Source organism: Myroides sp. A21 (assembly GCF_000807225.1).
GTDB lineage: Bacteria > Bacteroidota > Bacteroidia > Flavobacteriales > Flavobacteriaceae > Flavobacterium > Flavobacterium odoratimimum.
Window position 1 is genome coordinate 2,154,397 of record NZ_CP010327.1, and the last position, 21,581, is coordinate 2,175,977.

Below are 21,581 nucleotides of genomic sequence, written 5' to 3' on the forward strand. Positions count from 1 at the left end.
TAAGATGATATATGAAATAAAAAAGACGTGTTTTAACCACGTCTTTTTTTGTTTCTATAGATTTTGTAGTTAGGAATATTAAATGGTTTTATACAGTGCTAAATGAGTAAATAAGGAGTGCTCTGGTATGTGGAAATAAAAAAGGATTGACGTACGTCAATCCTTTTTGTAATTTTAAATATCTCGGAATATTACTTTTCAGTAGTCATTTCTAATTGGAAAACTAAATCAGTGTTAGGAGGGATAGGACCAACTCCACGTTCTCCATAAGCTAAATGAGAAGGGATAAAGATAATCGCTTTGTCTCCTATTTTCATTTGCTCTATTCCTTCAATGAAACCTGGTATTAAACCTGTTTTAGTACCATATTTAAAAGGGATAGGGATGTATTGGTTAGCGTTAGCTCTTCTTTGATCAAAAGTACCGAATAGCTTAGATAATTCTTCATTACTTGAATCAAACATAAGTCCGTTTTCAAAGAATCCTGCGTAGTCAATCATTACATCTTGCCCGATATTAGGTTTTTTACCTTCTCCTTCATTAATGATAACGTAAGATAGACCTGAGTGTGTTTTAGTAGCTTTTGCTTTTAATTCTGCGAATTTAGTAGCGTATTCTTTTTGGGCACCTTCTACTTTGTCTGCTTGATCTTTTTTAGCTTTGTCAGCGTCTTCAAAGTATTTTTTAAACACTTTGACTGCGTTGAATTTTTTAGCTTCTTTTCCTACTCTAATGATTTTTACAGACTCCATTTTGTCTCCTTGAGTGATAGCATTAACTATATCAAGACCTTTTACAGTATATCCAAAAACTGAATGCATTTCATCTAAATGTGGAGTAGCTTTATGTGTAATAAAGAATTGACTTCCGTTTGTAAAAGGACCGCTGTTTGCCATAGATAAAGTACCTGCTTTATCATGTTTTAAACTTGGGTCAAATTCGTCTTTAAATACATATCCTGGTCCACCAGAACCTGTACCTGTAGGGTCTCCACCTTGTATAACAAAATTAGGTTCTACTCTGTGAAAGGCGATACCATCAAAATAAGGTTTGTCTTTATATTGTTTGTCCACAAAAGGGTTATTACCTTCTGCTAATGAAACGAAGTTAGCAACTGTTACTGGTGCTTTCTCATATTCTAGTTCAACAACGATATTACCTTTTGATGTTTTGATATCAGCATATAAACCATCAGGTAAATCTGTCTTAGCTGAAGTACAAGAAGCAGCTAATGCTACAATACTTAGAATTAAACTTGTCATTTTTTTCATATTATTTTAGTTACTTTTTTCTATTGATTTTAAATCTATAGTGAATATTAATGGTTGATTTTTACCTATTTTGTTTCTGTCGCCTAGATAGCTGTATGCTAATATAGAAGGGCTAAGTACTTTGATAGACTCATTTTTCTTCATGAGCTTGATAGAGTGTCTTAATATAGGAAGGATGTCTTCTTTATCAACTATATAAGATAGTACTCCGATGTCATTAGAAGAATATAATAAACTGTCTTGTAAAGTGCTTATTTCATAAGTGTACATGACAGTATTACCTTCTGAAGGTCTGATAGAGTCATGTATTTTTCGTTCTTGATAGCTGTACCAAAAACCGTTTTTAGAATTGATATATGTATTATCTTTATCTGTTTCTATGTATTGGCTTATGAGTTCTTCTTCACTTTTAACCATATCCATATTTTTCAAAGCAGAGCTTTGTATAATGCTTTCTTTTGACTTTGATATCGGTTTTCTTGCTTCTTTATCTTGATTACAACTAGTAGCAAAAACAGCAAATAATGCTATACTTAGAAACTGAATAGATTTATACATAGAATTCTTTTTTATGCTTTTTAATGATGTCTGTAAATCGAGTTATTGTATCTTCTAAAGATAGTGTAGATTTACCACCTGCGGCATTTACATGCCCTCCACCTTCGAAATATTTACGTGCTAGTTGGTTCACGTCCATATTGCCTTGTGATCTTAGTGATATTTTTACAATGCCTTCATCTTTTCTTTCAATAAAGAAAAAGGTTAGGTCAATCCCTTTAATTGATAACCCATAGTTAACAAAACCTTCTGTGTCTCCTTTTTGATGTTGGAACTCGTTAAGTTCTTTATCAGTCAGATATATATATGATGTATTGTATTCTGGCAAGATTACCATGTTTTGGAGTGCTTTACCTAATAATTGTAATCTGTTGTAATTACTGTTGTCAAATAAAGCATTGTGTATAGCAGGGTTGTCTATTCCTTTGTCTATCAATTCTGCTACAACACGGTGAGTGTTGGCATTTGTTTTAGGGAACCTAAAAGAACCTGAGTCAGTTACAATACCTGTGTATATACATGTAGCAGCATCTTTATCAACTAAATGAGTTAGTTTTAATGCTTGTATAATAGTGTATAGAAGTTCGCATGTAGACCCAAACTCTGGATTAGAGAAGGTTAATGTAGCATAGTCACCGGGCATTTGGTGGTGGTCTATCATTACAAATGGAGCAGTCATCTTTTCAAGAACTTTTTCCATTTCCTCCCCTGTTCTTAATAGAATATTAAAGTCTAAAGTGAAGATATAGTCACTAGAAGAAAGAATCTGATTAGCTAATTCTCTTTTTTTATCAAAAATGATAATGTTTTCACTAGCTGGCATCCAGGCAAGGAAGTGTGGAAAATCATTAGGAGATATAATATATGCGTCATGTCCTAATGCTTTTAAAATATGGTACAACCCTAATGTAGAGCCAATGGCGTCACCATCAGGATTTCTATGAGGGATAATACTTATCTTTTTTGGCGAGCTTAAAATAGATTGTAGTTGCTCTATATATTTTTCATTCATCATGTTGCGAAAATACATTATTTTAAGAATATTAAATAATGATATCTAAGTTTAAATGATAAAAAGTTACGTTAAAGAATGAATGATATTATTGAGCTAATGCTTTTAGTTCGTTTTTGTCTTTTAGAATAATCTTTTTACCGGATAATTCTATTATACCGTCCTTTTTAAGCTCTGATAATAAGCGAATACAGCTTTCTGTGGCAGTACCGACCATATTAGCAAGATCTTCTCTTGATAATTGGATATTCAGTGCATTATTTTCTGGATTAATACCACCTACTTCTTCAAGTTTTAGAAGTATAATAGCAAGACGCTCTTTAACTGTCTTGTGAGTGTGATCAGCTAAGCCTTTGTCTGCATCTTTTAAGTGGTTACAGATGTCTCTCGTTACAAGTAAAGAGAATTTATTGTTATCCGTGAAGTATTCCATCATTTCTTTCTTAGGAATAAAACAGATTTGCATATCTTCAATCGCTGTTGCAGTAAGATTAGATGTCTCTTCATTAATGATAGAGCGTTGTCCTAAAAGGTCTCCATTCTTAGCAAGCTTAACAATTGTGTCTTTACCATTAGAGTTGAGTTTTGTTAATTTACAAAAACCGTCCTTGATACAAAATACACCATTAAGGTTATCACCTTCACTGAAGATGGTTTCCCCTTTCTTTACGATAAAGTGAGTTTTAGTTTCAGATATTGTTAAAAGCTCTTCTCTAGTTAATGCTTTTAGAGAACTAAATTCTCTAATAATACACTGTTCACATCTGCCCATGACCAAGTAGTTTTTGTTAAAATAACTCTACAAAGATAGTGATTTTTTATGATAAATGTCATATATTCTCCATTATTAAACGTAGACCTTTGGTATAGGTAAAATGAGCAATAAATTATGGATAAAAATAAGTGTTATCACTGTGGTAATGAGGTGACAACCTTTAACCGCATTGACTTCGATGATAAAGAATTTTGTTGTAATGGATGTAAGACAGTTTATGAGATTTTTAGCGAGAATGATTTAAGCTGTTATTACGATATGGAGGCTACTCCAGGTGCTACTCCAGAAGAAGCTAATGGTAAGTATGATTTTTTAGAGAAAACAGAAATTATTAACAAACTTCTAGAGTTCAATGAAGGGTCAACTAATATAGTGTCTTTATATATTCCACATATTCACTGTAGTTCTTGTATCTGGATATTAGAGAATCTGCACAGACTAAATGACGGTGTGATTCGAGTATTGGTTAATTTCCCTGAAAAGAAAGCAACAATTACATTTAATTCTGAAAAGGTATCTTTAAAAGACTTAGTGTTATTATTAACTAAGATTGGTTACGAACCTTATATAAGTTTAAAAAATTACGAAGATAAACCTCAGGCTATAGATAGAAGCTTAATTTATAAAATAGGGATAGCATTTTTTAGTTTTGGAAATGTTATGATGCTTTCTTTCCCAGAGTATTTTAATATTGATGATATCTGGATGAGAGAATATAAGGATTTTTTTAGATGGCTTATATTACTTATTTCTTTACCCGTATTTTTTTATTCTGCTTCTCCTTACCACTTGGCTGCTTGGAAAGGGATTAAAACAAAAAATTATACCATAGACATTCCTATGTCTTTAGGAATTATAGTGATGTTTATTCGAAGTACGATAGATATTATATTTGATTTAGGCCCAGGTTTTTTTGATAGTATGACTATGTTAGTCTTCTTTATGTTGTTAGGAAAACTGTTTCAGCAACGTACTTATAACTTCCTATCTTTTGAAAGAGATTATAAATCCTATTTTCCTATTGCGATTACTAAGATTGGAGAGGATGGAGTAGAAGAACCTATTCAAGTTTATGAGGTTGTAAAAGGGGATCGTCTTCTGATTCGTAACCAAGAACTAGTACCTGTGGATTCAATATTGATTTCAGAATCAGCTTTTATTGACTATAGTTTTGTAACAGGTGAAGCTGTTCCTGTAGAAAAAAAATCAGGAGATAAAGTTTTCGCAGGAGGAAAACAAGTGGGAGACGTTATTGAGATAGAGGCAGTGAATACTGTTTCTCAAAGTTATCTAACTCAGTTATGGAGTAATGATGTCTTCCAGAAAAAAGTGGATATTAAGTATAAAACTATTACGGATACGATTAGTCATTATTTTACCCCTGTATTATTGCTGATTTCTATATCTGCTTTTATAGGTTGGGCTTTTGTTGATATAAATGCCGCTTTTAATGTGTTTACAGCTATTCTAATCGTTGCTTGTCCTTGTGCCTTAGCGTTGACAGCTCCATTTACTTTAGGTAATGCTATCCGTATTTATGGTAGAAATAAGTTCTATTTAAAAAATGTTACTGTCGTAGAACAAATGGCAAAGGTGAATACTATTGTTTTTGATAAGACAGGTACTATTACTACTAATGCAAGTTCAACTATACAGTATGTCGGAGAGGAGTTATCTAAAGAAGAACAAGGCGATATTAGAAATATTATTAGAGCATCTAATCATCCTTTGAGTAGAAAACTGTATAACTTTTTGTCTACAAAGGTGGTTGTCAAACCTGAGTTATTTGAAGAAATACCAGGAAAAGGACTGTTGGGTACGATAAACAAAAATAGTTATCTAATAGGATCTCCTAGTTTGTTAGGGATTCAAAGTGAACAAGTGTTAAATGAAACATCAGTTCATATCCAAATTAATGGGGAGTATAAAGGGAAGTTTGTATTTGCTAACCACTATAGAGAAGGCGTTACAGAATTGTTTGATAATTTAACAAATATCGGATATAAATTAGCTATTCTTTCAGGAGATAATGATGGTGAGAAAGAAGTGTTAGAAAAGTTGCTTCCTAGTTCTACTTCGTTGGTTTTTAATCAGAAGCCAGAAGAGAAATTAGAATATGTCAAAAGATTGCAAGAAAATGGCGGGAATGTAATGATGGTAGGAGATGGATTAAATGATGCAGGAGCATTAGCTCAAAGTAATGTGGGAGTGTCTGTTTCTGAGAATGTTAATGTTTTTACCCCTGCAAGTGATGCTATCTTAGATGCTAAAATGTTTAAAAGCTTAAAGTCATTCTTAAATTATTCAAAGAAATCTGTTAAAATTATCAAATTAAGTTATATCTTAGCTTTGAGCTATAATGTGATTGGTATAACGGTTTCTATAATGAATAAAATGTCTCCATTAGTAGCGGCTATATTAATGCCCATAAGCACTGTTTCTATAATCAGCTTTGTAACGATCATGAGTAATTACTTTGCAAAGAAGATTATAAAGAAAGATTAAGATAAAAAGCCAAATATGATAGTTATCATGTTTTAAGGCATCAGATAATGTTAATTTTGACAAGTAAATATTAGGTATGAGTGTTATATATTTCTTAATTAGTATCAGTGTAGTAGTAGCTGGTATATTTCTATACTTATTTATACGGTCAGTAAAAAGCGGTCAGTTTGATGACGCGTATACCCCTTCAGTGCGTATGCTTTTTGATGACGAAGTAAAAGTTACTTCAAAAGAGAAGAAAGACAAAAAAACAGATAATAAACAAAAAGAAAATCAAATATAAACAACTATGGAAGTGCAACAATTTTATTATGACAACAAAATTGTAAAGAAATTTCTTTATGCTTCAATATTTTTTGGAGCTGTCGGGATGCTTGTAGGATTAGTTTTAGCAGTGATGTTTATATTTCCTAACTTAACAGATGGAATATCTTGGTTGAGTTTCGGGAGATTGCGTCCATTGCATACTAATGCTGTGATTTTTGCGTTCGTTGGTAACGCAATTTTCGGAGGAATATACTATTCTTTACAAAGGTTATGTAAAGCCAGAATGTACAGTGACTTTTTAAGTAATCTTCACTTTTACGGATGGCAATTAATTTTAATTGGTGCTGTAATTACCTTACCATTAGGATTTACAACATCAAAAGAGTACGCTGAATTAGAATGGCCAATTGATATTGCAATTGCATTGATTTGGGTGACATTCGGTGTTAATATGATTATGACGATTATCAAAAGAAGAGAGCGTCATATTTATGTTGCAATTTGGTTCTACTTAGCGACTTTTGTTACTGTAGCTGTATTACATATCTTTAACTCATTAGAGTTACCTGTAAGTGCATTTAAATCTTACTCTGTTTATGCAGGGGTACAAGATGCATTAGTGCAGTGGTGGTATGGACATAATGCAGTAGCATTCTTCTTAACTACACCTTTCTTAGGTTTAATGTATTATTATTTACCAAAAGCAGCGAATAGACCAGTTTATTCTTATAGACTATCTATTATTCACTTCTGGTCTTTAATTTTCTTATACATCTGGGCAGGTCCTCACCACTTATTGTATTCAGCATTACCAGAATGGGCTCAAAACTTAGGAGTTGTGTTCTCTGTAATGTTAATTGCACCATCTTGGGGAGGTATGATCAACGGTCTTTTAACTCTTCGTGGAGTTTGGGATAAAGTAAGAGTTGATCCAGTATTAAAATTCTTCGTAGTAGGTATTACAGGATATGGTATGGCTACTTTTGAAGGACCAATGTTATCTCTTAAAAACGTAAATGCTATTGCTCACTATACTGACTGGATCGTAGCTCACGTTCACGTTGGAGCATTAGCTTGGAACGGATTCATGACATTTGGTATGGTGTATTGGTTAATTCCTAGAATGGTTAAAACAGAGCTTTATTCTAAAGCAGCTGCTAACTTCCACTTCTGGATTGGTACATTAGGTATTATCTTATATACTATTCCATTATATGTTGCAGGTTTCTCTCAACACTTAATGTGGAAAGACTTTAACCCTGATGGTACTTTAAAATATGGTAACTTCTTAGAAACAGTTACAGCTATTATGCCAATGTATGCAATGCGTGCTATTGGAGGTACATTGTATTTAGCAGGGGTATTAGTATTGATTTACAATATCTATAAAACTGTAAAAGCTGGTCAACCAGTTCAAGATGAATTAGCTGAAGCACCTGCATTACAACGAATTTCTGCTGGTAGATTAAAAGGAGAAGGATGGCATACTCATTTAGAGAGAAGACCTATTCAGTTTACTATCTTAACTACAGTAGCTATTTTAATTGGAGGATTGGTACAGATTGTTCCTACAATATTTGTGAAGTCAAATATTCCTACTATTACAAGTGTTAAACCATATACTCCTTTAGAATTAGAAGGTCGTGACTTATATATTAGAGAAGGTTGTGTGGGATGTCACTCACAAATGATTCGTCCTTTCCGTTCAGAAGTTGAAAGATATGGTGAGTACTCTAAGTCAGGAGAATATGTTTATGATCACCCATTCTTATGGGGTTCTAAGAGAACAGGTCCAGATTTATTTAGAGTAGGAGGTAAATATTCTGATAGCTGGCATTATAACCATATGTATGACCCTCAGTCAACATCTCCTAATTCAATCATGCCTGGATATAAATGGTTATTTGCTAATAAAAATGCAGATTACTCAGATATAGAAACTAAAATGAGTGTAATGAGAACTTTAGGAGTTCCATATACAGATGAGGATATTGCTAACGCGAAGGCTTCTATAAAAGCACAGTCTGAAGAGATTGCTAAGAACTTAGAAGGTGATCCTGATTATGTGAAGTCATATGAGGATAGTAAAAAACGTGCACAAGCAAAAGGTGAAGAGTTTATACCTATGAGTGATCGTGAGATTGTAGCAGTGATTGCTTATCTACAACGTTTAGGTACCGACATTAAAAAGGTAGAAGAATAATATTTTAAAAATGAATCAATATGCTAAAATTCATTAAACATAATATGGAAACAATAGGTGGAGTGGAGATATTCCCTATTATATCACTTATTATTTTCTTTACATTCTTTGTTGGACTTTTCGTGTGGGTTGCTACTTATAAGAAAGACACAATAGAAGAATTGAGCAATATGCCATTCATGGATGATGAAGAGCACAATGTTGATAGTAATTCACGAAAATTATGAAAAAGTTTTTTCCAGTATATGTAAGAGTTCCTCTTCTATTTGCTATTTTCTTTTTAGCGATAGAATGGTTAGTAGGGGGGGATAGTGATAAACCGGCTTTTGTAGAACATCCCGTTGTTCTAATATTATTAGGTTTATTCTTGTTCGCATTGATTGCTGTTGAAATTGTAGCATCTGCAACAAACAAGATTTTGGATCGCTTAATGACTCCTGAAGAGAGAGCTCTAAAACAAAAAGAAGCTAGTCGTCCATTAAGAGATGCCCCTTGGGTAAAACGCTTAATGCAGAAATTGACTAACACTAAAACAATTGAGCAAGAAGGTGATATCATGATGGATCATGATTATGATGGAATTAAAGAGTTAGATAATGATTTACCACCATGGTGGGTTGGACTTTTCTATGTAACTGCAATTTTTGCTGTAATCTATATGTTGAGATATCACGTGTTTGATGCAGATAATCAAGTTGCTGAGTTTGAAAAAGAAATGATTGCTGCTAAAGAACAAGTTGAGGAGTACAAGAAAAATGCTCCTGATATGTTAACAGCTGATCAAGCAGTATTCTCTGATGATCCAACTGTGTTAGCTGCTGGTAAGGCACTTTTTGATACAAATTGTGCTGTATGTCATAAGAATGATGGTGGGGGATCTATCGGACCTAACTTAACTGACGACCACTGGATATTAGGTGGAGGTATGAAAAATGTCTTCAACACAATTTCTGAAGGTGGACGTCCTGGTAAAGGAATGGTGCCTTGGAAGTCAAATTTCAAACCATCCGAAATTGAAAAGTTAGCTTCTTATGTTATTTCTCTTAATGGTACAGTTCCTGCAGAGGCTAAAGCTCCAGAAGGAGATATTGTATGGTCTAAAGCAGAATTGACTGGAGGAGATGCTTCAGAAGAAGGTGCTTCAGAAGAAGTTTCTGAAGAAACTAATGCAGAATCAGAAGCTACAGAAATCAAAGAATAAATAATATAAGTCTATGCTTACTGTATTTTGTAGTATGGACTGATAAAAAGAATAGAGGGCTAAGGTTGACAATTTAGCCCTCTTTTATACCAAATATTTTCTATTGATCAAGAGGTGTTGACTTATTTCGTTTATTGGTGTTAATAAAGACATTATCTATAGTATTATTATCATAAATACAATGCATATTGAGAGCTTTTTTCGTACCTTTCTAGTATAAAAAAAGTTTATGTCTGTCAAGGTTTTATTTAGTTGTTAAACGAGGACTTGGTAGAGTTAAACTGTTTAAAATATAAGGTATTTAGAAGCGATTATACTGTTTTTAGGATTTATATATATAGATGTTAATATAACAGTAGATGAGAAGTAAATCTTATCTTTTTAATAAACGAATATGATTGTTTGTGTTTTTTACTTTGGTTAGGGAAAGCGGAACAGTTAGGTATATTTTAGATTAAGAGAATAAGGAATCTTTTAGGCGACAATAATTAGAAGATTTCTGACAGTTTATCTGTCAAAAACTTGTGCTTAGGCACTATTATAAACTAACATAATAAGAATAGAGTATAAGTAGTTTATTACTTTATTACTCATTGAAAAACATTTTACTATGGCTACAATACATGATGAGAGTTTCCGTGACTCCATAGGTACAATTGACAAAGATGGTAAAAGAGCTTGGATCTATCCTAAAAAACCTTCGGGCCCTTTTTATAATAAACGTAAGATCGTAAGTTACGCTCTTATCTTGTTTCTTTTTGCTGCGCCATTTATTAAGATAAATGGAAACCAGTTTTTATTGTTTAACGTAATAGATAGAAAGTTTAATATTTTTGGTTTTCCTTTCTGGCCACAGGATTTTTATCTTGTAGTAATATCTATGATTATTGGGGTAGTTTTTGTTACCCTATTTACAGTTTCATTTGGTCGTATATTTTGTGGTTGGATTTGCCCTCAAACGATTTTTATGGAAATGGTTTTTAGACGTATTGAATATTGGATTGATGGTGATAGAGGGGCTCAAATGCGTTTAGATAAACAACCTTGGACTTCTGAGAAGATTAGAAAGAGAGTCTTAAAGTGGTTTATATTCTTTGTTATTTCCTTTTTGATTGCTAATGTTTTCTTAGCTTATATTATTGGAAGTGATGTCGTTCTTCAAATGATGAAAGACGGACCAGCAGATCATATGGGACGTTTTATTGGATTAATAATATTTACTGGGGCTTTCTACTTTGTTTTTACATGGTTTAGAGAGCAAGTATGTGTTATTGCTTGTCCTTATGGTAGATTACAAGGAGTTTTATTAGACAATAAATCTATTATTGTAGCTTATGACCACGTGCGTGGTGAAGCGACAAATGGTAGAGCTAAGTTTAAAAAAGGAGTTGATAGAACTGCAGAAGGTATAGGAGATTGTATCGACTGTAAGCAATGTGTAAATGTATGTCCAACGGGTATTGATATACGTAATGGAACTCAGTTAGAGTGTGTGAACTGTACTGCTTGTATTGATGAGTGTGATCATATGATGGAGAGTGTTGGTTTACCTACTGGTTTAATACGTTATGCATCTGAGTCAGAAATATCAGAAGGTACTAAGTTTAAGTTTAGTCTACGTCAGAAAGGTTATGTAGCTGTTCTTTGTATCTTGATGACTATTTTGGTAGGGTTATTGTTCTTAAGAACAGATATTGAAGCTACTGTACTTCGTGTTGCAGGTCAAACTTATACACACGTCACTGTAGATGATAAAGAGAATATTAGAAACGTTTATACCTTTAAGGTAGTTAATAAAACGATGAAGGATTTTGAGAATGTAACCTTTAAGTTATCTTCTCCAGAAACAGGTGCTATTACTTTAGTAGGGAACCCAATTATAAAAGTGGTAAAAGAAGGTTATGCAGAAGGAACTATGTTTATTGATGTTCCACAGTTCTTGTTAGAAAGTCATCGTACAAAAGTTAAAATAGAGGTTTATGAAGGAGATAAGTTGATTCAGACAACATCAACAAACTTCTTAGGCCCTAGAACATTGGATTAATATTAAAATTTGTTAGGTATGAAATTTAATTTTGGAACAGGTATTGTTATTGCTATGGGGATTTTTATGGTCTTTATTTTGCAATATGTTATAAGAGTACAGATTGATAGTAAATATGATAATGAACTAGTTACTGAGAATTATTATCAACAAGAAATAGAAGTAGATGGTAAACACGATAGAGAAGTAGCGGCATTGAAACTTGCTACTCCTGTGTCTATTGAGTCTACTAAAGCTGGAGATATATCTATTGTGTTTCCTTCAGATTTTGACGCAAAAAATATTACAGGAAAAATATTCCTATACAGACCGTCTAACCAGAAATTAGACTTTGATATGCCTATATCATTGTCTTCTTCCAATTTGCTCATACCTAACAATACGCTGGTAGACGGTCGTTGGGATATTGCGGTAGAGTGGTCTTATAACGGATCAGATTACAGAAATAAACAAAGTTTAACTGTAAAAAAGGATTAACTAGTGATTACAGCTCTTATTTTTGGACTGATTAGTAGTCTGCATTGCATTGGTATGTGCGGACCTATAGCTATGATGTTGCCAGTTTCTAAGAGTAATGGTACTAAAAAAGCTATGCAGATATTCACCTATCATTTAGGAAGAATATCTGCATATTCTATTTTAGGACTTGTTTTTGGTATGTTTGGTAAAGGTCTTTACTTAGCTGGACTACAGCAGCAGATGTCTATTGTTGTAGGGATTTTAATGATTGTCTTTATATTAATACCACAAAACAAGCTTGGAAACTTTGGCTTTCTAAAGCCTTTTTACTTTGTAGTGAGTAAGATTAAAACTAAACTAGGAGGTCAGTTTAAAAAACAAAATAAAGGGACATTATACTTTATTGGTTTTTTTAATGGCTTTTTGCCATGCGGTATGGTTTATGTCGCATTGTTTGGTGCATTAGCTACACAGAGCGTATCTATGGGAATGCTTTATATGGCTCTATTTGGAGTAGGAACTATTCCTTTGATGAGTTCTATTATTTATGTAAGAGATATGTTTTCTCCTAAAGTAAGAAACGGTATTATGAAGTATTACCCTTATGTTATCGTAATCTTCGGGATGTTGTTTATTATACGCGGTCTGGGATTAGATATTCCTTTTTTATCTCCAGATAATTTAAATCTTTTTGTAAGGGGAGAGGCTGATTGTTAGTTAAGTACAATTTATTTAAAATAAATTGTATAAAATGATGTGACTTTTTTCAGAATTATTGTCTTAAGTGTATAACGATAAGGTCATCAACGATTTTTAATGCTATGAAAAGGAAAAGATATGTTGATTGTTTGTTACTTATAATTTATCGTTATAGTACTTAAAATAAAAGTATAAAATTGCGCTATGAAAGAAAAAAAGCTGACCAGTGGTCAGCTTTTTTTTTATATGCTTAATGACTGCTTTTTAAGATAATCTATAGCATGTCTTCCTTCATTGAATAATAAGTCTAGAATACTTAGATTGTTTAAGTAGCCATGTTTTTCATCAAAAACTTGGATGTATGGAGTGTAGATATTAGTATCTTTCTTACCATTTATTAAAGTTCTCAAATCAGTAATGTCATTACTTACTTCTTTATGGTAGTCTTTAGTTTGTTCATAAGGGAGGTCTATCCCTAAGCAAGAACATAACACTTCATGTATTTGAAGGTTAAGATCTAACATAAACTCTGGTTTTCCTTCAAAAATAGGACGAATCTCATCTTCAAAGTACTCGAAGTAAGGAGAAGTTCTATAAGCAGCTTCTAGGCTCTTAAAATGCTGTTTTTGCCAGCCAAAAGCATGCTCTATTCTTACATCCTTATATTTTTGTTTAAGTTCTTTTGAGTGTTTGATTGGAATATTAAGCATTTGCTTTCCATTAGCACTATAGATGAACGCTCTATTTCTATTGGTTTGTTTTTGAAAGTTATCTTCCATCTCAAATGTTATTTTGTCTGCTTGTAGCATAGCTACAAAGTGGCTGATAGAAGGGAAGTAACTAGGATGAATAAGTATGTTATTCATGTTTTAATTTAATATTTTGAATTCTTTTTTTCTTTTCTCTTTTTGTAAGTATTATAACCTACTAAACCTATCACGGCTACTAAGAAGTAAGGGAAGTAAGAAGTCTGCTTACCATTACCATTCACTGTAGTAAACATTCTATCCCAACGAATCTTATCTAATGCTTTTGACCATGGAACGTATTGATCTATACTTAACCATACAAAAACAGGTTTTCCTACAATGTGATCTTCAGGTACAAATCCCCAATATCTACTATCTTCAGATCTATTTCTATTGTCTCCCATCATGAAGTAATAATCTTGTTGGAAAGTGTATTTATCTGTAGCTACATCGTTGATATAGATTTTATTGTCTCTAACCTCTAATTTATTGCCCTCATATACCTGAATAACTCTTTGGTACATTGGGAAGTTATCAGCATTTAGCGTAACTGTCTCTCCTTTAGCAGGAATATGTAGAGGACCTAAGTCATCATTTGTCCAAGTTTTAGAGTTATGAGGGAATATTACATTAGCATACGCTGCTTGAATATAGGCTTTAGCTTCTTCTGGATATCCTTTTGTAACACTTACTATTTGAGACATAGACTTTAATACTTCTACATTTTCATCTGTTAAAGCGGCGAAGATTAATGTTTTCGGATCATTGTTAAAGTATTCAATACCTTCTCTTGTATCTAATCGTTTTACTAAAGCATTTAGATCTATTGGTGTACCGTCTGTTTTTACAGTATAAGTGCTCTGTAATCTAGCACGATCATTAAGCTTTAATTTCTCATTATTGATGTAAACATCACCATTAACTAACGAAATGTTTTCTCCTGGTAAACCTACAGCACGTTTAACATAGTTTGTTTTCTTGTCGATTGGTTTATCTACAGCAGGTCTTCTAAGTGGATCGTTGAACTGATAAACAGTATCAGTTGGCCAGTTGAACACGACGATATCGTTGTGTTGTATCTTTTGAAAACCAGGTAATCTAAAGTATGGTAAATGTGGTTTCTTTAAGTAAGAATTTTTCTTTGTAAATGGTAAAGTATCATGTACCATTGGTAACGCTACTGTAGTCATAGGAGTTCTTGCCCCATAGTGGAACTTACTTACGAATAAGAAGTCTCCTACTAGTAAAGTTTTTTCTAATGAAGACGTTGGTATGGTATAAGGTTGAATTACATAAGTGTGAATCACTGTAGCAACAACAACTGCAAATAGAATTGAACTAACAGTCTCTCCTGAACTTGTAGCTGCTTTTGTACTTCTGTTTTCTACATATTTTACATCGACAGCATAGTTGATATAATAGATATAAAGACCTAGTGTTACTACTCCTAGTATAGTGTCTACTGTTTTGTTTTTTCCAAAGCTTCTAAGTGTCTCTACCCAAACTACAGGAAACATGATTAAATTCACAATAGGTACAAACAATAAGATAACCCACCATCTAGGACGGTTTATGATTTGCATTAAGACCACAGCATTATATACAGGCACGATAGCTTGCCAGCTTTTCTTTCCAGCTTTTACGTATAATTTCCAAGTTCCAAGAAAGTGTATAACTTGTACTAAAAGAAAAAACAAAAACCATTGAGACATTGTCATAGTTTAGTATTGTTTAATGATTATTAGTGAAGGTAATTATTTTTTTAGATTCAGAACATCTTTCATAGAGAATATTCCTTTTTTATTTTGTATCCATTCAGCGGCTACTACAGCTCCTAGAGCAAAGCCTTCTCTATTATGAGCTGTGTGCTTGATCTCTATCTGGTCGATAGCAGAGTCATAGAATACACTATGCGTACCAGGTACGCTATCTATGCGTTTTGCATCGATATGTATCTGATTAGTATCTGGTGTGTCTAATGTCCACGCTGTATAATCTGTATTTTCGATAATACCATTAGCCAAAGAAATAGCTGTGCCACTAGGAGCATCTAACTTTTGGGTATGGTGTATTTCTTCCATAGATACTTTATAATCATTAAGATTATTCATCATCTTAGCTAAGTAGCTGTTTAACTCAAAGAATAGGTTTACTCCTAAACTAAAATTAGACCCATATAAAAAAGCACCATTGCTTTTTGTACATAGATCTACCATCTTATCATATTCTTCTAACCAACCTGTGGTACCTGATATAATAGGGATATTTAGTTCAAAACAAGTTGTAATATTCTGTACAGCAGCAGAAGGCACACTGAAGTCTATCGCTACATCTGCCTCTTTTAGTCCTTCATAAGTATCAGAACTTCTTTTGCGAAGTACTATTTCGTGGCCTCTTTCTATGGCAATTCTTTCAATGATTTGACCCATTTTGCCATATCCTAATAAAGCAATTTTCATTGGATAAATATTTTAAAAGCGATATTCTACATTTATCGCATATTGGAACTGATTTTGATTCTGAAGATTCATCCTGTCTATCTCAAAGGCAGGCTTAATAGTCAAGTTCTCATTAACGTTGAACTGCATCAAGTGAGCATCTACGTTAGCGTCGATGATACTTAGAACATAAAAACCAACTGTGATTACGACAGATAAGTCTCTATTACGTCTATAGAACTTTTGAGCTTCTAATATACGATCGTTGTCTAATCCTCCAAAAGTAGGATCGTTAGGATCGTTAACACCTTGTAGACGTTTCTTATATTCGTCTCTATATCTATTATACTGTCTTTGGTTATCCATCCAGAAGTATGTAGGTATTCCTATACCTGCATATACTAATGGTACTTTCCAGTATTTCTTATTATAGATTTGACCTACTCCAGGAATAACAGAGGCATAGAATGCCGCACGAGAAGGAGCTACAGGATCTAATGGTTTATAGTCTGCAGACTCTTTTTTCGTAGTAGGTTCATCTTCTTCACTTACAGACTGTGCATAGGTGGGGTGACAGACTGCTCCTATGAAGAATAATAGGATTAATAACTTGTGTTTCACTAATTTTCTAATAGTTTGATAATACGATTTAAGTCTTCTTCAGAGTGGAAAGGAATAGATATCTTTCCTTTTCCATTATTAGAAACTTTAATATCTACTTTTGTTCCAAAGAATTGTCCGAATGATCTCGAATAACTTTCTGGAATATTAAACTCTGTATTTTTCTTAGGTAGAGCAGGTGATACTATACCTCTTAGTTGTTCTTGATATTTTTTTACGATAGCCTCAGTCTCTCTTACAGATAAGTTTTCTGTAATGATTTTGTGATAGATATCTGTCTGTACATCTAAGTCTTCTATATTAATAATAGCACGACCATGTCCCATAGTGATAAATCCATCTCTTATCCCTGTCTGAATGATTGGGTCTAGACGCAGTAGACGCAAGTAATTAGCGATAGTAGAACGTTTCTTTCCTACGCGATCACTTACTTGTTCTTGTGTCAGATTTATTTCTTCCATTAGACGTTGATACGACAGTGCTATCTCGATAGGGTCTAGATCATGACGTTGGATATTCTCTACTAAAGCCATAGTTAGAGACTCATTGTCATTCGCTATACGGATATAAGCAGGCACAGAGTCTAATCCTACTATTTTAGAAGCTCTTAAACGACGCTCACCAGAGATTAATTGATATTTGTTGAACTCAATTTTTCTAACGGTAATAGGTTGTATTACACCTAATTCTCGAATACTTGTAGCTAACTCTTGTAAAGACTCTTCGTTAAAGTTCGTTCTAGGTTGGAATGGATTTATCTCAATAGAGTCTATGTCTAACTCTATAATATTGCCGATTACTTTATCTGCATTATTATCTTCGATTGATCTAATATCGTTATCTGGATCTTTTAATAGAGCCGATAGTCCTCTTCCTAAAGCTTGTTTCTTAATTGCCTTTGCCATAATATTCTAAATAATAATTCTAGAGAAGTCTAACTATTTTTTCGAATAATTTCTTCTGCTAGATTGATGTAATTCGTAGCCCCCTTACTAGTAGCGTCATAGTTAATGATACTTTCGCCAAAGCTAGGTGCTTCACTTAATTTTACATTTCGCTGGATAATAGTATCGAATACCATATCGTTAAAATGTTTCTGTACTTCCTCTACCACTTGATTAGACAAGCGTAAGCGAGAGTCGTACATCGTTAATAACAATCCTTCTATATCTAAATTAGGATTGTGTATTTTTTGAACACTTTTAATTGTGTTTAATAATTTACCAAGACCTTCTAATGCAAAGTACTCACACTGAATCGGAATAGCTACAGAATCAGCAGCTGTCAACGCATTTAAGGTAAGTAGACCTAAAGAAGGAGCACAGTCGATTATGATATAATCAAACTTATCTTTGACAGATTTAAGTGCTTCTTTAAGCATGTATTCTCGGTTTGGTTTATCCACCAACTCAATTTCAATAGCCACTAAGTCAATGTGGGCGGGGATTAGATATACATTCGGAGCTGTACATTCCACAATCGCTTCTTCTGGCGTATTACTGTGCTCTAATATTTCATAAGTACCGATCTCTACAGAGTCTACATCGATTCCTAATCCAGAGGAAGCATTGGCCTGAGGATCTGCGTCTATGATAAGTACTTTTTTCTCTAGTGCTCCTAATGAAGCAGCAAGATTAACTGATGTTGTAGTTTTTCCTACACCACCTTTTTGATTAGCAATAGCAATGATTTTACCCATTTTACCAAAAGAATGTTTTTATAATTGGTAAAAATACGATTATTTGCGACTCTACGAAATCTTATTTATCAACATTTCCCTAAAAACCTTAAAATTCAATATCTTATAAAAATAAATGCCATCTGTGCTATAAATGGCATTTATTCACTAATATCTTTATTTTAATCTAAATATGTTTATGTAATAGTTAATATACTAGTTTTTGCTTTGTATTAAAGAATGACAATGTCAAATTCTTGATTTAGTGGCTCTAATTGTGCAAATAGTGCCTTGATCAGCTGATTTCCATATTCTTTGTAATACACAGAGAAGTTAACGATACGCTCTTGTAGGCTATTATTAGGGAATAGTTCATTCTGTAATAAGGTAATGCGCTCTAGCTTGTCAGCGTGATTTCTTTTCTCAGCGATACGCAGTCTTTTCTCTAAGTTGTCTAACCCTTTTAGTTGTTTGACTTTCTGTGCATTTACTGCTCCTATAAAAGATTTATCCGTTTGTAAAGCTATTTCTTCTAGTGTTTTGAACTGCTCTTCTAAGAACTGGCGTTGTTGTTCAAAATCAAATTGAATAGAAGAGAACTCTTTCGTTTTCGCATTGATTAAGTGACTTTGTTTCATGAACATATCTTTCCAATAGAGTTCTAGTTTATCCATTTTCTCTACTTGTTTAGAAGTCGCTAATAGCACTGAATTTCTCAGTAATAGCATCGGGAAAGTAATCTTATGCAAATCAAATACTTTCTTCAATTCTAACCAGTATGCCAATTCTCCACCACCTCCAGTATAGCATAGATTAGGCAATATTACTTCTTGATATAACGGTCTCAGTATCACATTAGGACTAAAGCATTCTGGGTGATTCTCTAGTTCTGTTAGTATTGCTTCTTTAGTGAAGGTGATAGACGTATTATTTACCTTATATATATCATCTTCATAGATAATTCTTTCTCTCAGATTATCCTGTATATAGAATAAGTTGATATCACGAGGATTGACCTGTATGAAGTATTCTGATAGTGTATCATAGCTTTTTTCAACTTCTTTGATAGCACTTTGATGAAGTAATTCTTCTTTGATATGAGGAGCAAATAACTTTTTCAGTTCAGCGTCATCACCATCTATGATTACCAGTCCGTACTCTGCGAATAGTTCATTCGCTAAGTAACGTGTAGCATCCGTCAGATTATCGTGTTTTAGATAAGCATTTTCGAATAGCTCCTTGATATAAGTAGCATTACTACCTACCCCGATATGAGATTGGAATACTTCATATACTTTATCCAGACCTTCTGTACTTAATCTTCCTACAGGACCTTTGCTCTCTCTGTTCCAGCAAATCACTTTTTCTTCAAATACGAAGTGATTAATTTCTTCGAAGTCGTGATCTTCTGTTGCCATCCAGTACACTGGGACAAAGTTTTCGTTGGGATACTTAGCTTTCAGTTCTTTGGCTAAGTTGATCACAGAGATGATTTTGTATAAGAAGTATAACGGTCCCGTAAATAAGTTTAACTGATGTCCAGTTGTAACTGTAAATGTATTTTCTTTCGCTAATGCGTTTATATGCTCTAAAGTCTTCTCAGAAGTCTTTGTGTTTTTATATTGACTTAACAACGCCTGACAGAGTACACTTCTATGTTCTATCGGATAGTTAGCACGCTTTTCGTCTAACTGTTGTTTAAAGTTTTCTATAGTAGGAAAGTGATTATATAAGTGTTTTAGATTAGCCTCTTGATTAAGGTAATCTACCATTAGTTTTGAAAAATAGCCCGCGTTCTGAAACGTAATTTTGTCTAAAGGCATAGTGTTTATTTTTTGCTAATTTAAACAATAATCAGTTTTTAAATGAAGGTTTAACGTTGTTTAAAGATTAAAGTTTAATTTAAAAAAGGAAACAGAGTAGAAGGCTATTAAGACTAATCTACCAATAAATGAATTGAGAATAAGGTATAAAACATTATTCTTTCCTTACAAAGAACCATCCTTTATAACAATTAAGTTCTCTAATAGGAGCTGTGTGCTGTACAATCTTTATATGCTGATATAGGAGCTGAGGCAGAGAGGCCAATATCTCTGTGACAGCGATATCTATAGTCTCATAATCCTCTTCTGTAGGGACGGTACTTGTATAAACATATAGAGAGATTGTATCTTCTGTATAGTCATAAGCGATAGCCCTGATATGATGATCTATGACACCTAAGAAAGCAGGTATCATGGCTAATAGTATATCTTGTTGTATCATAGTGTATATTTATAAACAGTGCTGAAGGGCATGGAGCACACACTCTTCTAAAGAGGCAAATGATTTACAGTTCTCTTTATATAAGGGAGCTTCCCAGTCATAATTAGAAATAACTTGTACACAGAAATGCCCATCGACATCAAACTCTGGATACCAACCAATATCAAGTAAGGTATGGTTACCAAACTCTGCTTGAAACAAATCTTCTTTTAACTCATCTATTACCTCAGCAGGAGAGCCATTAAAATTTAAATGAGATAAGGTGTCATACGTGATGATACCTTTATGTTTTTCTATAAGTAACTTTATCATTTAGAAGATGTATTTGTATTTGAGCATATTGCTTGTTATTGAACTCGATTTCGGACAATGTCTATTATAATACTTGATATGGTGTTAGAAAATTCATTTTAGTAATTGAATTACCCTGGTTAAAAGTAGTTTATTTTAAAAGAATTATATCTGTTAAAAAATCAATTCATCTTTTGAAGAATAGAAAGCATAAATAAGTGTACAGCTAAAAGTAGGATTATAAATAATAACTGTACAGCCATAGTAGGACGAAATAGCCTTTTTTGATGTGGTCGCATAGTGGTCGGCTAGTGATTGCATAGTGGTCGCATAATTTTAGCCTATTTTAATGCGACCACTATGGTATCACTATCCCATAATATTACTATCATGCTATGCCTTTTTTAGTACGTGAATAGTTGGAGAGGAAGTTTAAGGAGATGGAGAGGTAGGTTACAAAAGGCTTTGTTAGAGAACTATTACTTATTTGAGTAGAATTATTTAGGGTAGAGTAGGCGTTGTCTTATCCCTGATTATAGCTAATT

Annotated in this window: 21 protein-coding genes; 8 read left to right on the plus strand and 13 right to left on the minus strand. The window is 33.2% G+C overall.

The window, feature by feature from the left end; all coding sequences use genetic code 11:
* Window positions 1-191 precede the first annotated feature (191 nt).
* The 4 genes from MYRA21_RS09800 to MYRA21_RS09815 all read right to left on the minus strand — a co-directional run bounded on the left by MYRA21_RS09800 (window position 192) and on the right by MYRA21_RS09815 (window position 3,613).
* Window positions 192-1,271, minus strand: coding sequence for a peptidylprolyl isomerase (locus MYRA21_RS09800; RefSeq protein WP_082013831.1), 1,080 nt, complete (start codon window positions 1,269-1,271; stop codon window positions 192-194).
* A 6-nt stretch (window positions 1,272-1,277) separates the two neighbouring features.
* Window positions 1,278-1,829 carry a gliding motility-associated peptidyl-prolyl isomerase GldI gene (gldI, locus tag MYRA21_RS09805; RefSeq protein ID WP_006257109.1) on the minus strand — a complete coding sequence of 184 codons (552 nt, stop codon included), beginning with the start codon at window positions 1,827-1,829 and terminating at the stop codon, window positions 1,278-1,280.
* A complete protein-coding gene (locus MYRA21_RS09810; RefSeq protein WP_006260639.1) occupies window positions 1,822-2,844 on the minus strand; it encodes a bifunctional oligoribonuclease/PAP phosphatase NrnA in 1,023 nt (340 codons plus the stop codon). Before MYRA21_RS09810 ends, gldI begins: the two co-directional genes overlap by 8 nt.
* An 85-nt stretch (window positions 2,845-2,929) precedes the next feature.
* Window positions 2,930-3,613, minus strand: coding sequence for a Crp/Fnr family transcriptional regulator (locus MYRA21_RS09815; RefSeq protein WP_006257106.1), 684 nt, complete (start codon window positions 3,611-3,613; stop codon window positions 2,930-2,932).
* Between the two features lie 117 nt (window positions 3,614-3,730).
* Here MYRA21_RS09815 and MYRA21_RS09820 point away from each other — a divergent pair, with 117 nt between their 5' ends.
* From MYRA21_RS09820 to MYRA21_RS09855, 8 genes are all read left to right on the plus strand, one after another.
* The gene (locus tag MYRA21_RS09820; protein ID WP_006260640.1) at window positions 3,731-6,121 is read left to right on the plus strand and encodes a heavy metal translocating P-type ATPase metal-binding domain-containing protein; all 2,391 of its coding nucleotides are present in this window, start codon (window positions 3,731-3,733) and stop codon (window positions 6,119-6,121) included.
* Between the two features lie 76 nt (window positions 6,122-6,197).
* Window positions 6,198-6,404, plus strand: a complete 207-nt coding sequence (gene ccoS, locus MYRA21_RS09825) for a cbb3-type cytochrome oxidase assembly protein CcoS (protein WP_006257104.1) — start codon at window positions 6,198-6,200, stop codon at window positions 6,402-6,404.
* 6 nt (window positions 6,405-6,410) lie between these two features.
* Entirely contained in the window at window positions 6,411-8,591 is a 2,181-nt protein-coding gene (gene ccoN / locus MYRA21_RS09830; protein WP_006260641.1) for a cytochrome-c oxidase, cbb3-type subunit I, read from the plus strand.
* 20 nt (window positions 8,592-8,611) lie between these two features.
* Window positions 8,612-8,818 carry a CcoQ/FixQ family Cbb3-type cytochrome c oxidase assembly chaperone gene (locus MYRA21_RS09835; protein ID WP_006257102.1) on the plus strand — a complete coding sequence of 69 codons (207 nt, stop codon included), beginning with the start codon at window positions 8,612-8,614 and terminating at the stop codon, window positions 8,816-8,818.
* Complete coding sequence (locus tag MYRA21_RS09840) at window positions 8,815-9,792, plus strand: cbb3-type cytochrome c oxidase N-terminal domain-containing protein (RefSeq protein ID WP_006260642.1); 978 nt, start codon at window positions 8,815-8,817, stop codon at window positions 9,790-9,792. Before MYRA21_RS09835 ends, MYRA21_RS09840 begins: the two co-directional genes overlap by 4 nt.
* Before the next feature lie 610 nt (window positions 9,793-10,402).
* Window positions 10,403-11,836, plus strand: a complete 1,434-nt coding sequence (ccoG, locus tag MYRA21_RS09845; RefSeq protein WP_006260643.1) for a cytochrome c oxidase accessory protein CcoG — start codon at window positions 10,403-10,405, stop codon at window positions 11,834-11,836.
* A gap of 18 nt (window positions 11,837-11,854) precedes the next feature.
* Window positions 11,855-12,313, plus strand: coding sequence for a FixH family protein (locus MYRA21_RS09850; RefSeq protein WP_006257099.1), 459 nt, complete (start codon window positions 11,855-11,857; stop codon window positions 12,311-12,313).
* A 3-nt stretch (window positions 12,314-12,316) separates the two neighbouring features.
* Window positions 12,317-13,012: a sulfite exporter TauE/SafE family protein gene (locus MYRA21_RS09855; protein WP_006260644.1), complete on the plus strand. Its 696-nt coding sequence runs from the start codon at window positions 12,317-12,319 to the stop codon at window positions 13,010-13,012.
* A 224-nt stretch (window positions 13,013-13,236) separates the two neighbouring features.
* Here MYRA21_RS09855 and MYRA21_RS09860 read toward each other — a convergent pair whose 3' ends face one another.
* The 9 genes from MYRA21_RS09860 to MYRA21_RS09900 all read right to left on the minus strand — a co-directional run bounded on the left by MYRA21_RS09860 (window position 13,237) and on the right by MYRA21_RS09900 (window position 21,057).
* Window positions 13,237-13,860, minus strand: a complete 624-nt coding sequence (locus MYRA21_RS09860) for a WbqC family protein (protein WP_006257097.1) — start codon at window positions 13,858-13,860, stop codon at window positions 13,237-13,239.
* Between the two features lie 8 nt (window positions 13,861-13,868).
* On the minus strand, window positions 13,869-15,461 hold the full coding sequence (gene lepB / locus MYRA21_RS09865; RefSeq protein ID WP_006260645.1) for a signal peptidase I: 1,593 nt from the start codon (window positions 15,459-15,461) through the stop codon (window positions 13,869-13,871).
* A gap of 36 nt (window positions 15,462-15,497) precedes the next feature.
* A complete protein-coding gene (dapB, locus tag MYRA21_RS09870; RefSeq protein ID WP_006260646.1) occupies window positions 15,498-16,202 on the minus strand; it encodes a 4-hydroxy-tetrahydrodipicolinate reductase in 705 nt (234 codons plus the stop codon).
* A gap of 12 nt (window positions 16,203-16,214) precedes the next feature.
* On the minus strand, window positions 16,215-16,802 hold the full coding sequence (locus MYRA21_RS09875) for a DUF5683 domain-containing protein (RefSeq protein WP_006257093.1): 588 nt from the start codon (window positions 16,800-16,802) through the stop codon (window positions 16,215-16,217).
* Window positions 16,802-17,707, minus strand: a complete 906-nt coding sequence (locus MYRA21_RS09880; protein ID WP_006260647.1) for a ParB/RepB/Spo0J family partition protein — start codon at window positions 17,705-17,707, stop codon at window positions 16,802-16,804. Before MYRA21_RS09880 ends, MYRA21_RS09875 begins: the two co-directional genes overlap by 1 nt.
* 29 nt (window positions 17,708-17,736) lie before the next feature.
* Window positions 17,737-18,501 (minus strand): ParA family protein, encoded by a 765-nt coding sequence (locus tag MYRA21_RS09885; RefSeq protein ID WP_006257090.1) that lies wholly within the window; start codon window positions 18,499-18,501, stop codon window positions 17,737-17,739.
* Window positions 18,502-18,713: 212 nt separating this feature from the next.
* Window positions 18,714-20,303, minus strand: coding sequence for a bacillithiol biosynthesis cysteine-adding enzyme BshC (gene bshC / locus MYRA21_RS09890; RefSeq protein ID WP_006260648.1), 1,590 nt, complete (start codon window positions 20,301-20,303; stop codon window positions 18,714-18,716).
* Between the two features lie 154 nt (window positions 20,304-20,457).
* Window positions 20,458-20,745, minus strand: a complete 288-nt coding sequence (locus MYRA21_RS09895; protein WP_006257088.1) for a hypothetical protein — start codon at window positions 20,743-20,745, stop codon at window positions 20,458-20,460.
* A gap of 9 nt (window positions 20,746-20,754) precedes the next feature.
* The gene (locus MYRA21_RS09900; RefSeq protein ID WP_006257087.1) at window positions 20,755-21,057 is read right to left on the minus strand and encodes a hypothetical protein; all 303 of its coding nucleotides are present in this window, start codon (window positions 21,055-21,057) and stop codon (window positions 20,755-20,757) included.
* Window positions 21,058-21,581: the final 524 nt, after the last annotated feature.